The sequence below is a fragment of the Priestia aryabhattai B8W22 genome, assembly GCF_000956595.1.
Taxonomy (GTDB): domain Bacteria; phylum Bacillota; class Bacilli; order Bacillales; family Bacillaceae_H; genus Priestia; species Priestia aryabhattai.
The window spans coordinates 22916-36751 of sequence record NZ_JYOO01000027.1; the positions used below are offsets into that span (position 1 = coordinate 22916).

A 13836-nucleotide genomic window follows, 5' to 3' on the forward strand; every position below is an offset into this window, starting at 1 on the left:
TCCCATAAAAAAACGAGCTGAACAACAAGAGCTAACCATGAAGTTATCCAAGCAAACATCATATTCTCTTTCAAGTTATCACCTTATATTTTTAATTATGAATGACTTCTTTTATTTTACCATAAAATTCTAATTCTAAAGGTTGTTCTACTGCTTATTTTATGTACATAAACTAAAAAAGCTAATGACAGCGCGTAGCTAGCCATTAGCTTTTTCATTATTTTGCAAATACATGATTTCCTATTTTAATTGTTTCTTGTTTTTGGCGCAGCCATTGATCTCCCGTTTTATCAGGATTAAAGAAGAATAATGAACCTTTTCCTTGACCTTGGAAGTTAATTGCTTCTTCTACAGCTTTTTTTGAACCTTTGTCTGCAGGTTTATTAATTTCACCGTTGCTGACCGGGCTGTACTGACCTTTTTGATAAATAACGCCTTTTACAGTATCCGGGAATTTGCTGCTGTCGACTCTATTTAATACAACTGTTGCCACGGCTACTTTACCTGCGTACGGCTCTCCTTTGGCTTCAGCTGATACAAGACGAGCTAATAATTCTTTATCATTTTTATTTACTTGAATGTGCTGTTCATGTGCGGGCGCTGCAGCAAATGCTGAGTAACCTGCACCAAAACTTGGGATAAGCATTGCGATAGCAATCACTAATTTCTTCATCATAAAAATAAAAGCCTCCTTGCTATTTCTTTACGTGGTTCATATGCTAGCAAAAATATAGGGGTCTTTCATTGCAAAAAATTATCCAATTCCAAAAGAAACTGGATGTTGCTGTTCTTCTTCAGCTGTTTTTAACAGTATAAAACGACGGTCTGGATTATAAGTATTAGTTGCATTTACTTCATTAGTGGTTTATGATGTAAAAATACAAATAGTAATGACTACGATTTAGGAGAGTGTTTTAAGAAAGGATGGATGATTTGGCTAAAAAATCAAAAATAGCAAAAGAAAAGAAACGACAAGCAGTTGTCAAAAAATACGCTGAGTTAAGAAAACAATTAAAGGAACAAGGAAATTATGATGAACTACAAAAACTCCCGAGAGATTCTTCGCCTACTCGCCTGCATAACCGCTGTGAGGTAACGGGAAGGCCTCGCGGATATTTGCGTAAGTTTAAACTTTCTCGAATTGCTTTTAGAGAGTTAGCTCACAAGGGACAGCTTCCTGGAGTGAAAAAATCAAGCTGGTAAATTTCTAATTAAGTAAAGGCAGCCTTTTTGGCTGAAAAAAGAATGAACACGCCCTGTAAATCGTAATCATTACTTTTATTAGGAGGAATTAATATGGCTACATGGAACTTAGATACAACGAAACATCACGTTCTCATTTGCAATGGAAGCAGCTGCAATCGGGTTGGAGCCGAAGAAGTTACCCAAGCGATTCGAAGTGAGATAGCCAATCAAGGATTAGATCCATACATACACACTACTCGCACTCGGTGTAATGGCAGATGCCACGATAAATGCGTCGTCATTTCCTATCCAGACGGTATTTGGTATAAAGATGTGAAACCTCAGGATGCACGAGAGCTTATTAACTCATTAAAGAAGGATCAGCCTTTTTTGGGAAAAATAAGCCATACTTTTTGCGAAGACGGTTTTCAGCGAACAGAAGGTACTGTGAAAGGTATCTCAAAAGAAAAAGAAACCGTCATCAAAGTATCTAAAAAACTTTAATTTACAACAGCGAGAACATAGCCCTTGTAAGATTAAACAACGAACAGAGAAACATCATTAAAAATGTCTGTTTGTTCTCTCTGATTCACCTGTTACTTAATCTAAACACGAAAAGCCGCTTCTGGTGAACAGGGCGGCTCTTGTCATCTTTAAATATCTAAGAAATTATATTTTCTCTGTTTCAAATATGGAATTTGAACTGTATATTTTCTTAACTACTGATGAAAGAATGTGGATTCCTTTCTTTAACTCCTCATCTGTAGCGGTAAGACTTATACGAATGCACTCCCGGTTGTGAGGAGAAGATTGGCTGCCGTGAAAGAATGATCCGCCTGGTACTACAATCAAGTTTTCTGCTTTTAATTTATTGTATAGATCGTTGTCACTGAAAGGCAAAGCTTCCAACCAAAGCCAACCAAATAACGAACCTTCCGCTTTGTGCAGATACCAAGGAATATCATCCGGCATACATGTAGTTAAAAGGTTTTTTAAATAGTCATGTTTTTGTTTATAATGAGTTCTTATATAGTTAGCTGAAATTCCAGCTAACTTTCCGCTCTTCAAGGTGTTAACCACCATTCGTTGACCTAGCCTAGAAGAGTGAATCAAAATATTTGATTGAAAAGCTTCCATTACTTTTATAAAATCACTTTTTCCTATAGCAATTCCTATTCTCTCCCCAGGCAAGCCGGCTTTAGAAAGACTCATGCAGTGAATGATGTTGTCATGTATAATTGGATTCATTTCAACAAAGTTCATAGCCGGAAAAGGAGGTGCGTACGCTGAATCAATTAGCAATGGAATGTGATAGTCCTTGCATACTTTGGATATAAAGTGTACGGCTTCTTTTGAAAGAATATTGCCGCTTGGATTATTAGGTCTTGATAATACGATAGCTCCGATATCTGGGTCATGGGCTATTTTATCTTTGAATGCCTGTTTGTTAAATTCATAACGAAACGTATGATGATCAAGCTTTGAGACGATCGGAGGAATTCCTTCTATTACACCTTCCTCTAGTGCCACTCCGCTGTACCCAGCGTAATCTGGCAGCATAGGTATTAAAGCTTTTTTAACTCTTCCTTCTTTACTTGTACCGCAAAACGAATTTAAAGCTAAAAAAAAGAGATTTTGACTTCCCGACGTGATCAAGACTTGTTCTCTGTCCAGTTTAATACGATACTTCGTCAAGAAGTATTCTCTTATGCAATCAATTAATTCATGCGTACCGTAACTAGAACCATATTGGCTAATCAAATTCTTTAGTTGTTTATCGTTCACAATATCTTTTAAAGCTTCTTCCCACATTTCATAAACTTGAGGGAGTATGGCAGGGTTGCCAGCGCTTAAATTCACATATTGATTGAGATCAGAATTGAGCACTTCTTGGATGTCATGCATAATCGCGCGAACGCCTACTTTATTAGTCATTTTGTTTCCTATTTTACTTAAATGCAAAGCAGTCACTAGTGCACCTTCTCCTTAAAGATTATGGTCATTGAATAGTAAGTATGGAACTTCAATCTTTTTATTTTGCTGATTAATAAAGTAATTGTCCGGGATAACAAATTTATCACCGTTCTCACTAGGCAGTAAGTATTTTCGAACATAGCGTTCAGCTTTTTCTTTATAGCCAGAGTCACTTTGAATCGTTTCAAGTTCTTCAATTTCTTTTACTAAAAGGTCTAGTTCTTTCAAACACATATCTAAATCTAAACAAGCATGTTCTCCTTTTCGGGAAATTGAACGACCATTTGCAACGAGCCAGCTAAAAAGAAAAAATCCCGTTCCAGAATCAAAGTTTCGAGGTGCATTGTGCTGACTAGGGTATCTTAACAGGCGTTCAAAGAGAACAAATTCCGTTATCTCTTCCCAAAAAGAATATTTTCTTTTATGAAGAGTCAGCACCGTCTGGCAGTCTACTTTAACTTCTTCCAGTATGCCTGCAAAAAAATTCATTTTCGCCTGTATATGTTGATCAAAAGGTTTATTTCCGCAGTGATGATAATAGTCGTGTAGATATCCCCAGATTACCCTTGCCTGATAAGTATCTTCTCTATTCATAGCGCGAGATTTAAAGTTAAAATCAGGAAAGATAGAATACGCTCTTTTTAATGTATCATCATTGTATATGCTGTGAAATTTATTGAAGAAAAATATTGCGAAGTTTTGACTTGTTATCTTTTCTTTTGTTTTTACATTCTCAGGGAAAAATACAATACACTTCCCTTCCATAAATCCTTGAGTACCAGCCAACAGCTTTAACGATTGACATCCATTTTTAGGATGAGGAAGGTCCGCTTCAATGGATTTCATAATTTCAGGCTCATCGCGAACGGCGATAAAGGCTTCTAAATAAAACCCTCTTTTTGTAGGGCCATTTGGCGTTACAGTCGGTCCTAAAAAGAACGTCGCTTCCCCGTTTGCAGGTGGGCTATAAGCAATTAATGTTTGATCAAAATAAGGAACCTGATCGAGTCCTCTTTCAATCCAATCATATACGTCATTTTTTAACGCATTCCACACTGCAGGTAAATTTAAAGAGTTATATACTGTTTCGGCTTCAGCAACTACTTTTAATAAGAGTTCTCTAGCTTTTTCATAATTTCGTTTGACCTCTCCATTTGGGCCCTGATATTTTCTTATCTCATATAGAGCAGGTACTATTTTATCGTTTAATAACTCGACTAAACTTTGAGTATGATTTTTTGTTAACATGATTAAAACCCTCCTTTTTTAGAACAGCTATTTAGCAGAAATATTTTCAGATGATGTAAGAGTAGAGTTATGTGTGTTTTTCTCTATTTGCTTTTTCAAGTTAATAAATATAACCCCCGCTATGACAAACGCTGTACCTATATAGACCTGTTTGTTTAATGTTTCACCTAAAAAGACAAATCCTACATATAAGGCAATAACCGGTGAAATAAATAAATGCGCCGTTGCTTTTGATATATGCCATTTTTTTAATAAATAAATATTAATAGAAAACCCCAAGACCGACCCTATAATAGCCAAATATAATAACGAGATAAGACTAACCCCAGAGAAAGTGCGGTTTCCATTCTCTACAAACAAACTAACAATCAGTAAACAAGCGCCTCCACTTAGCATCGAAAAAGAATTAAAGGTCATAATAGGCAAGGATTTTATCCGAGATTGTACTTGAACAGTTATAAAAGCAGAACCTAGCATAGCAGTTAAAATGACGATCATTGCTACTATTTGAATACCATTTCCCTGTATAAGCAGCTGATTTCCAAATACAACACTCATACCAATTAAGCACATGACTACACCTATCTTTTGTCCTTTTGTAGCTGGTGTTCCTTTAAACAAGCGATTAAATAAAAGGGCAAACACTGAAATGCTGGCAGCTAAAACGGAGACAAGCCCGCTTGGTAAATAGACAGATGCCCAATAAACAGAACCAAACGGTAGTGCAAAATACAAAATTCCGTTTAATGCCGAAATGATTATTACTTCTTTTGAAACCGCTATTTTTTTTGTGAATAAGAGGTAAAGGGCGATTATTAAACTAGCAATTAAAAACCTCATACCTGCTGACCATAGAGGCAAGCTATCTTTTAATCCAGTCTTTTGAAAAGCCCATGTCGTTCCCCCAATGACGGCTAATAGACAAAACAAAAGATGTACATGAATACGGTTTAATTTAGAAATCACTGTTTCACCTTATTTCTTTTTTAAAGTTGAACCTATTTTCTTCCGTGGAGCGTAAAACACATCGGCACTTCTCCAAAATCTTTTACAACTGTTAACCCCTGCTCGTTAGCAGCTTTACTTGTTGTGATACAAGCGTCTACTTTCCTTTCTAAGCAATCAATCGCCGCTTGAGCATTACTATTTACTAACTGAACATTGGTACTGATGGAATGAGCTAAATCTACAGGGGCAGGATGTGAAGCGATTAATAAACTGTTGTTCGCTACCACCTCTTCTTTTGAGGCAAGCACCATGTTATACGTTGGCATAATGAAGCTATCTACTAGCTCTAAACTAGTTAAATTTTTAAACACAATATCATGTAAGTAAGGATATACCGCGCAGCCTAAAAGAGCAGAACTCTCCGTTTCTTTTACATGAACTAAAGCTTCTTCCAAAGTTTGGTGCAAAAAGACCTGACCTTGTATGCCTTGACGTTCAAACCAAAGATAGCCTGCTTTTTCACAATTTGTTCCTTCAGGACCTAAGGTATGGATAATGCTAATTTTTTGAAGCTGCTTATTTTTCTTACTAGACGACTCTGCAACTATCATAGCCTTTGATACCTCCCTATACGTTTACTTTATTTTTATAAACGATTTTTACTTTGTTGTCTAAATAGCTGTAATACTGCTCACAGTCGGAATACGAATCATGCGTGGTTAAAATAAATCCAGGGTAGCCTGAAAAGTGCGGATATGGTAAAATGTCTGTATCTTTAGTTATAAATTGAATAACTCTTTTTACTTCAGTATCTCTACGCACGTCTTCTAAGCCTCGAATTTCTTTGAAAATCCCATGGCCTTGCACAGGGATAATGTAGTTGCCCACCACTTTCTTTCGTTTTCTTTCATTTTTTAATGCAGGCGGTTTTAATCCTAATACATAGTAAAAAACTAGCTCCATATAGTTAATACCTGTACTTTCCTTTACGATATAGTGAGAAATCCCAGATCCTCCAATGCGCGCTCCTATTTCAATTACATAAGGTTTTCCCGCTGGATCCAGGCGTAATTCAATATGAGCCGGTCCATCCTCAATCCCTAAAGCATTTGCTGCTCTAGCTGCTTCTCGTGCAATAGATTGCCAAACGTTTTCTTCTAGCTGAGCTGGAGCTATATAAACACCTTCTTCAAAGAAAGGTCCTTTGGAATTTCCTTTATAACCTATAGAAAGTACATAAACTTCTCCTTCTACAGAAAACGTCTCAATAGCAAACTCTGGGCCGTCTATAAATTGTTCAATTACCATGCTCGTTTTATTTTTTGTGAATTTACTTAGGTCTTCTTCATTTACGAGTCTTACTTTTTCTATGCTGTCAATCAGTTCCTTTTTATTATTCGCTCGTGATACACCTTGACTGGAAAATCCGTTAGAAGGTTTTACTACGACAGGATAAGGCATTGAAAGATTCGTTAATTCCTCCGTATTTTCAACCTCTTTAAAATACGGAGTGTTAAGATCATTATCTTTTAAAACCTCTCTCATCTTCTGCTTGTTGCGACAGTTACTAATCACAAACGGTGATAAGCCCGGTAAGTTTAACTCTTCTGTCAACTGAGATACAAACTCTAATGCAGGCTCATATAATGTCATAATGCCGTCAAAAGGATTTTTGTGATGCTCTGCTTTAATCATCTCAAGAGCTTTGTCTGGGGTGTGAAATAAATCAATGGGTATGAAATGTTGCACGTTTTTAAGATGCTTAGGTTCTACTTCTTCTTGGTTATAAAAAAACGTCACTTTAATTCCGAGAGCTTCTGCTTCTTCAAAAATAAACGGTAAATATGTATTTTGTAACACAACTGCTAGATGCTTATTTTGTAACGGCATTTACTTCCCCCCTACTTTTAAACAGCTCTTCACTATTCAATGACTAAATTCTAATGACCGCTTCATATATTTGTCAATTTAATTTTATATAATATTAGGAATATATAGAATATTTGATATATTAGTAAAAAGTAAAGAAAAGAATGGTTTATAGGGTTAATACTAAAGCGAAATTAAAAGCAGGAATTTTGCTATTTGATTATAAAGATATTGTTAGAAAAAATTTAATGAGAATTTTTATAAAAAAGAGATTGAGACATAAATAAAGCATTAGATGAACAAATTGGATGAATAATCTAATATGGATCACTTGATACCACGGTTGATTTCCGTGCAATACTTCGCTTTCCGCGGGCGGACGATGAGCCTCCTCGTCGCTTGCGCTTTTTCGCCTTGCCCTCCAATCAACCGCTAGAAGCACCTACATGCATGAAATCTACCTTCACCCTGCTAAAAAAAAACCTGGACGCATTTGATTCTCCATCAAGAATCTCAATTCATCGTTCAGGTCTTCCTTCAACTAAACTATTTTTGCTCCAGTCTCTTTTCGACGTAACATTTATTTCATAGCCTGTACAGAGTCGTTAGATTTTTGTTTTGCATTACGCTGCACTGAAAAAATAATGCAAAGCGCCAGTAGATATAAACATGCAAAAGCTGTTATGTACCAAAGTGCTGAGGCAATTCCGCTTGCGTCCATGGTAAAGCCAATAAGTGCAGGGAAAATAGCGCCTCCAAGCCCTGAAAAACCAGTAATTAAACTGGTGACAATACGAGCAGATCCGGTAAACGTATGGTTAGCATATACCATCGTTATCGAATAGATACCTGACATTGCAAGCCCTAAAAAACCTAATAAAATATAGCCTGCGACAGCTTCTTTTAATACGATAAACAGCACTAAACTCACAATTGTTCCTCCAATGCTGCCAAAAAGATAACGTTCGTATGTAACGATTCGAATAATCCATCCAGTAGCCACTCGTCCTATTAGCATAGCCACCCAAAAAACGCTTATGCTCAAAGTAGCCTGTGACGGAATTACGTCTAGATACGCGATAAAAATGGACGAAAGAAAATTATTCATGCTGCTTTCTACTCCGGCGTACATAAAAATCATCACACTAAAAAGAGCAAGTATTTTCCATCTTTGATTTTTAGCAAGCACAGGCGCAGGTTCTGAGCTGGCGTCTGAAGCATCGCTTTCTGAAGTTGAAACAGTCTCTTTTTTAAAAGGAATCATTTTACACACTACAACCATTAGTAAAGCTAGTACACTCGTTATAAAAAATGAAAACCTCCAGCTGTTCTGCGAAATCAATAAGCTAGCTACTAACGGCATCAACAGCGCACCTAGACCAAATGATACTTCTAAATAGCTCATAACAATAGCTCTTCTACCGATAAATACTTCCATCATTAAAGTAGCTACAACTACTTCCAATGCGGCTACGCCAATACCGTTTAAAAAATTGAATGCAATAATCCACTCAAATGGAGGCAATAAAAGCATACCTATTTGTGATAGCGCTATTATTAGTGCGGCAATTGTAAGTAAATTCATTTCTCTGAAACGTCCTAATAAAAAAGAAGATAGGGGAACTCCTATCAAAAATCCTAAAGAACCTAATAATACAAGCTGTCCGCCAACTGTATATGACACATGATAATGTGTTAACAATTGCGGTAAGACGGACCCTACGGCTGTAATGACTAATCCGCCCAACAAATAAAGCGCATATGAAGCTAACGCAAACTTTTTCATCTTCCCACTCCCTTACATTCTCTAAAGCTTTCTTTCTGTACTTAATTATAAAGATTTTTCTTTGGTTGTTAACTGAAATTTGAGAAAAACACTTTTCTTTCTACTCTACTTAATTTCTAGTCATTTATAAGATAAAACAAAAAAGAAGAAGACGTATGTCTCCTTCTTTTTTGTTTTTCACTTTATAGTGACGCTTTTAAAATAGCTAAGATATCATCTTTATTTAGTTTTTTAAAGTTACCGAAACCTCCGTGCTCCATTTCACGAGCAGCAATTCCAGCAATTTCGTCTAGTCGCTCTTCTCCGATATCGTAATCAGCTAAGCGAGAAGGTGCACCAAGACTTGACCAAAAAGCGCTTAGCTTATCAATTCCTTCTAACGCAATTTCTTTGTCGCTTTTGCCTGCAGTTTCAATATTGAACATGCTTGTCATGACACGCTTCATACGCGTTACGTCTTGATCTACAACGTGTCGCATCCAATTTGGGAATAGGATTGCTAAACCTCCCGCATGAGGGATATCGTATACCGCTGATACTGCGTGTTCAATTGTATGTGAAGCCCAATCGCCAAAGTAGCCCATTTGAAGTGTTCCGTTTAATGCGATTGTTCCGGAATATAAAATTGTTTCGCGGTGTTCGTAGCTTTGCAGATCTTCTAGTAACTTCGGTGCTGTTTCAATTACTGTTTGTAATACGGAATAGCACATGCGATCTTGTAAAGGCGTGTTTTTTACGTTATGGAAATATTGTTCAAACACGTGGCTCATCATGTCTACCATGCCGTAGATAGTTTGATCTCTAGGAACAGACATCGTGTTCACAGGATCTAGTATAGAAAATACAGGGTGTGTAACAGAGCTGCCCCAAACGTATTTTTCATTTGTTTCCCAATTCGTAATAACCGAATCCGGATTCATTTCAGAACCTGTTGCTGCCAATGTTAATACCGTTCCAAACGGCAGTGCTTTTGTAGCCGTTACTTTTTTGTTAATAATATCCCAGACGTCACCTTCATACTCAGCTCCGGCAGCGATTGCTTTTGTGCAATCAATAACGCTTCCTCCGCCAACTGCTAACATGAAGTCAATGTTTTCATTTCGGCAAATTTCAATTCCTTTTCGCACTGTAGAGAGTCGAGGATTAGGCTCTACTCCCGCTAACTCATGTATATTTACGTTTAACTCGTTTAACAGCGTAAGAACTTGATCGTATAAACCGTTTTTCTTAATGCTTCCGCCGCCGTAAACAAGCAAAATATTTTTTCCGTATTTCGGGAGTTCTTCTGATAACGCTTGAAGCTGATCTTTTCCGAAGATTAATTTTGTGGGATTATGATAAATGAAATTTTCCATACTATCTGTATACCTCCTAGTTGAATGTAAATTAAGTTGTCGCATTTCGCGAACAAGAATGTAAGTATAATCGTAAAATAAAATTTTTTCAAGAGTTAAGTACTCAAATCGCGCACTTTATTTTATTGACTGATTAAAATATAGAAAATAAGTTCTGAGACATAGAAAAGAGAGCACCTCTATGCTCTCTTTAAAGTTCTTTGTAAACCATTTTTCGATACGTAACAAAGCCTTCTTTTTCATAAAAACTCTCTGCAATTGTATTGTCACTCCAATAGTCTAACTCAATTGTATTTATGTCTTTTGCACGAGCAATGCTATAAATTTCTTTCATCAAACTTGAACCAAACCCTTTGTTTTTGTGGAGTTCTGCGATATTTAGTTGATGAACGTAAATTGACTTGTAAGTCTTTTTAAACACTGTTTCTGAATACTGCTTTATTTCAACCCAAGCGAATCCTACATGCTGTCCTTCATCTTCTGCTAAAAGAAAGATAAACCTATCGTTTTCCATCACTTTCTTAAAAAATTCATGTATCTTCTGAAAATCATATGTTTGAAAGCGCTCGGGGTATAATTCTACATGCAGTTGATGAACAGACTGATTAAGCTTGGCAATTGTATCAGCATCGAAAGTACGGCTAATCTTCAATTTTTTCTCTCCTATATATCTCGTATTTAGTAATGGTCGTTATGAATGTATTTCGTTTAATATAGCGGGTGCGTTTGAGGTGAATAACAAATAGTTTTTACTGTTCGTTTTTATAAAGATGCGGTCAGTCGTTCCGTACGGAGGGCCGATTCGAATGGCGTTTGCTTCTTTGCCTCCGTACGTGTCATCTTCCGTTACTTCAAGAATGTCTTCTAACGGAATCGTAAAGTGTGCAAGCTGCCATTTTATAATGAGGCTATCATTTATTTTTTGAACGCTAATAGTTGGTGTAAACATTTTATCCATCCCCTTTGGTTTCTATTAATCTTAACTTTGTCTCTCTGCAACGTGTTCTTTTATCCTTAAAATCGCTTCTTTCGGACAGCCTTGAAAATAGCCTCCGTGATAACAAATAACATGCTCAATGTCGTAGTGTAAGAAGTTTTCGAGTGATTGAACTGCTTCGTCCATATTTAAGGTCGTTTGTTTAACAGGCCCCATTAGTTGTCCATTCGCTAATACTAAAGCATCTCCGGCAACCAGCGTTTTTGATTTTTTTAAATAAAAACTAACGTGCCCAAGCGTATGTCCGGGAGTGAAAATAACTTCAATACCTCCGCAGTATGGAAGCAGTTGACTTCCTTTTAATACTCTATCCACGTCAACTTTTGGAAGGTTTTTATACAAATATTTTATGTCATCAGGTATAGCTGCTAGTTCTTCGTTACTCATTTGACTCGCATTCGTTTTGATAAGCGGAAGTTTCCCTTCAATATACGGCTTATCAAATTCATGAGCATATACGATGATATTTTCATTTGATTTTTTTCGTATATCAGCAGCACTCCCTATATGATCTAGGTCTTGATGTGTTAAAAAAATTGCTTTTAGGTCTTCGATAGACATATTTAATTCGTTTAACACTTTTTTAAGTTGATCGATTTGTCCAGGCATTCCTGTGTCAATTAGAATAGCTTCATCGTTATTCCAAACTAGCGTAGGATTTAATATTATATCTTGGTCAAAAGCTCTGGCAGTCAACTGTAGCATTTCAACACCTTCTGAAATTCTCATCACAAACCCCTTTTCTTATTAAAATTACAAAAACTTTAACCTTCTGTAATTGCGTAGCTTACAGTGCTATTCTTGAATTTTATCAATAAACAAAATAAAAACCAGACTGGAAAAAAATCACATTTCATGCTATGATATCTATAAAATAAAGCTTACGATGATAGATTTTTATAAATGAAAAGGTGAACCTTGGACAACAAGGTTCACCTTTTTTACTTATCGCTAGCCGCTATAGCTTTTTTATTTCTTATCTTCTCTTTGGATACACTCATGCAAAGGTACAACCTTAGTTTTCTTTGCTATTTTATACCCCCACCACGTCGCTAAAAAGAGAGGCAGACCGATATATGAGACTGTCAAGCCGTACCAATCAATTTTGTCAGAAAGTACCGCTTGATAATTCTGTCCTAAAATAACGATGAGGCACATTCCAAATGCAAGAACAGGGCCTAAAGGAAACCATTTTGCTTTATACGCCAGTTCATCTATCTCTCTTCCTGAAGCAACATATGCTTTTCGGAAACGATAGTGGCTGACGGCAATACCAATCCACGCAATAAATCCGCTCATTCCTGAAGCGTTTAAAAGCCACATATACATTTGATCGCCAAAAATTGATGTTAAAAAGGCAAGACCGCCAATGATCGTAGTTAAAACAAGCGCGTTTACTGGAATTCCTCGACGATTAATTTTTCGAAGCGCTTTAGGCGCTTGTCCTTCATTGGCCATTGACCATAACATTCGCGTAGAAGCATATAAGCCAGAAGTTCCGGCTGATAAAACCGAGGTAAGAATAACAGCATTCATCACTGAAGCAGCTGCAGCGATTCCTGCTTTTTCAAAAACAAGCGTAAATGGACTAACAGCAATGTTATCCACGTCTCCTCCTAAAAGAAATGGACTTGTGTAAGGAATGATAAGTCCAATCACAGCAATGGCTGCAATATAAAATAGAAGAATGCGCCAAAAGACTTGGCGAATGGCTTTTGGTATGTTTTTTTGAGGGTTTTCACTTTCCCCTGCAGCAATACCGACTAGCTCTGTGCCTTGAAAAGAAAATCCTGCGATAAAGAAAATGCTTAGTACGGACATAAATCCGCCGTTAACCGGCGCTTCTTCTAATGTAAAGTTTTTAAAGCCGATATATTCACCGCCGAAAATACCAAAGATCGTCAGAAGACCCACACCGATAAATACAATAATGGTTACTACTTTTACGAGAGCAAACCAATATTCAGATTCTCCATAGCTTTTTACAGATAGGAAATTAAGTAAAAAAATTAAGCCTAAAAACAAAGCGCTCCAGATAATACTCGGCACATCAGGGAACCAAAATTTCATAATAATAGCAGAAGCAGCTATTTCTACGGCAAGTGTAACAGCCCAGTTAAACCAGTAGTTCCAACCGAGCGCAAAGCCTAGAGCTGGGTCTACATAGTGACTGGCGTACGTTGAAAAAGAACCTGATACCGGCATAAACGTGGCCATTTCTCCAAGACTAGTCATGAGAAAATAAACCATAATTCCAATGGCCCCGTAAGCAATCAGCGCTCCTCCCGGTCCAGCAGTTTGGATGGAAGATCCCGTGGCTAGAAATAAACCAGTTCCTATTGAACCTCCAATGGCAATCATGGTCATATGACGCGCTTTTAAATGGCGTTTTACATGCTTATCGTCCTGCTTTTTTTCTTCTTCATTACGATTTATATCGACCGCTTCCATACTTATCCCACCTTTATAAATGA

Annotated in this window: 14 protein-coding genes; 2 read left to right on the forward strand and 12 right to left on the reverse strand. The window is 36.9% G+C overall.

Annotated elements, in window-relative coordinates; all coding sequences use genetic code 11:
* Positions 1-217: 217 nt before the first annotated feature.
* The gene (locus tag N178_RS19085) at positions 218-676 is read right to left on the reverse strand and encodes a cell wall hydrolase (protein ID WP_045294131.1); all 459 of its coding nucleotides are present in this window, start codon (positions 674-676) and stop codon (positions 218-220) included.
* A gap of 257 nt (positions 677-933) precedes the next feature.
* On the opposite strand from N178_RS19085, the gene rpsN reads away from it, so the two are divergent.
* Together rpsN and N178_RS19095 are read left to right on the forward strand one after the other, a co-directional pair.
* On the forward strand, positions 934-1203 hold the full coding sequence (rpsN, locus tag N178_RS19090) for a 30S ribosomal protein S14 (RefSeq protein WP_045294201.1): 270 nt from the start codon (positions 934-936) through the stop codon (positions 1201-1203).
* Positions 1204-1296: 93 nt separating this feature from the next.
* The gene (locus N178_RS19095; protein ID WP_045294133.1) at positions 1297-1689 is read left to right on the forward strand and encodes a (2Fe-2S) ferredoxin domain-containing protein; all 393 of its coding nucleotides are present in this window, start codon (positions 1297-1299) and stop codon (positions 1687-1689) included.
* A 165-nt stretch (positions 1690-1854) separates the two neighbouring features.
* Here the strand turns inward: N178_RS19095 and N178_RS19100 are convergent, their stop codons facing one another.
* From N178_RS19100 to N178_RS19150, 11 genes are all read right to left on the reverse strand, one after another.
* Positions 1855-3156 (reverse strand): valine--pyruvate transaminase, encoded by a 1302-nt coding sequence (locus tag N178_RS19100; protein WP_045294135.1) that lies wholly within the window; start codon positions 3154-3156, stop codon positions 1855-1857.
* A gap of 15 nt (positions 3157-3171) precedes the next feature.
* Positions 3172-4407: a DUF6421 family protein gene (locus N178_RS19105; RefSeq protein ID WP_045294137.1), complete on the reverse strand. Its 1236-nt coding sequence runs from the start codon at positions 4405-4407 to the stop codon at positions 3172-3174.
* A 27-nt stretch (positions 4408-4434) separates the two neighbouring features.
* Positions 4435-5373, reverse strand: a complete 939-nt coding sequence (locus tag N178_RS19110; protein WP_045294139.1) for a DMT family transporter — start codon at positions 5371-5373, stop codon at positions 4435-4437.
* 32 nt (positions 5374-5405) lie between these two features.
* Positions 5406-5966 (reverse strand): hypothetical protein, encoded by a 561-nt coding sequence (locus tag N178_RS19115; RefSeq protein ID WP_045294141.1) that lies wholly within the window; start codon positions 5964-5966, stop codon positions 5406-5408.
* 16 nt (positions 5967-5982) lie between these two features.
* The gene (locus tag N178_RS19120; protein WP_045294142.1) at positions 5983-7245 is read right to left on the reverse strand and encodes an ATP-grasp domain-containing protein; all 1263 of its coding nucleotides are present in this window, start codon (positions 7243-7245) and stop codon (positions 5983-5985) included.
* Between the two features lie 559 nt (positions 7246-7804).
* Positions 7805-9010, reverse strand: a complete 1206-nt coding sequence (locus tag N178_RS19125) for an MFS transporter (RefSeq protein ID WP_045294144.1) — start codon at positions 9008-9010, stop codon at positions 7805-7807.
* Between the two features lie 182 nt (positions 9011-9192).
* Positions 9193-10365: an iron-containing alcohol dehydrogenase gene (locus N178_RS19130; protein ID WP_045294146.1), complete on the reverse strand. Its 1173-nt coding sequence runs from the start codon at positions 10363-10365 to the stop codon at positions 9193-9195.
* A 190-nt stretch (positions 10366-10555) separates the two neighbouring features.
* Positions 10556-11017 (reverse strand): GNAT family N-acetyltransferase, encoded by a 462-nt coding sequence (locus N178_RS19135; RefSeq protein ID WP_045294148.1) that lies wholly within the window; start codon positions 11015-11017, stop codon positions 10556-10558.
* A 39-nt stretch (positions 11018-11056) separates the two neighbouring features.
* Entirely contained in the window at positions 11057-11314 is a 258-nt protein-coding gene (locus N178_RS19140) for a SunI/YnzG family protein (RefSeq protein WP_045294150.1), read from the reverse strand.
* Between the two features lie 30 nt (positions 11315-11344).
* Complete coding sequence (locus N178_RS19145; protein ID WP_045294151.1) at positions 11345-12091, reverse strand: MBL fold metallo-hydrolase; 747 nt, start codon at positions 12089-12091, stop codon at positions 11345-11347.
* A gap of 240 nt (positions 12092-12331) precedes the next feature.
* Positions 12332-13813, reverse strand: coding sequence for an amino acid permease (locus tag N178_RS19150; protein WP_045294153.1), 1482 nt, complete (start codon positions 13811-13813; stop codon positions 12332-12334).
* Positions 13814-13836: the final 23 nt, after the last annotated feature.

Coding starts and splice junctions, on each gene's coding strand:
- N178_RS19105 (WP_045294137.1), bottom strand. CDS start 4,407: ATGTTAACAAAAAATCATACTCAAAGTTTAGTCGAGTTATTAAACGAT.
- N178_RS19095 (WP_045294133.1), top strand. CDS start 1,297: ATGGCTACATGGAACTTAGATACAACGAAACATCACGTTCTCATTTGC.
- N178_RS19120 (WP_045294142.1), bottom strand. CDS start 7,245: ATGCCGTTACAAAATAAGCATCTAGCAGTTGTGTTACAAAATACATAT.
- N178_RS19150 (WP_045294153.1), bottom strand. CDS start 13,813: ATGGAAGCGGTCGATATAAATCGTAATGAAGAAGAAAAAAAGCAGGAC.
- N178_RS19115 (WP_045294141.1), bottom strand. CDS start 5,966: ATGATAGTTGCAGAGTCGTCTAGTAAGAAAAATAAGCAGCTTCAAAAA.
- N178_RS19140 (WP_045294150.1), bottom strand. CDS start 11,314: ATGTTTACACCAACTATTAGCGTTCAAAAAATAAATGATAGCCTCATT.
- N178_RS19085 (WP_045294131.1), bottom strand. CDS start 676: ATGATGAAGAAATTAGTGATTGCTATCGCAATGCTTATCCCAAGTTTT.
- N178_RS19130 (WP_045294146.1), bottom strand. CDS start 10,365: ATGGAAAATTTCATTTATCATAATCCCACAAAATTAATCTTCGGAAAA.
- N178_RS19125 (WP_045294144.1), bottom strand. CDS start 9,010: ATGAAAAAGTTTGCGTTAGCTTCATATGCGCTTTATTTGTTGGGCGGA.
- N178_RS19145 (WP_045294151.1), bottom strand. CDS start 12,091: ATGAGAATTTCAGAAGGTGTTGAAATGCTACAGTTGACTGCCAGAGCT.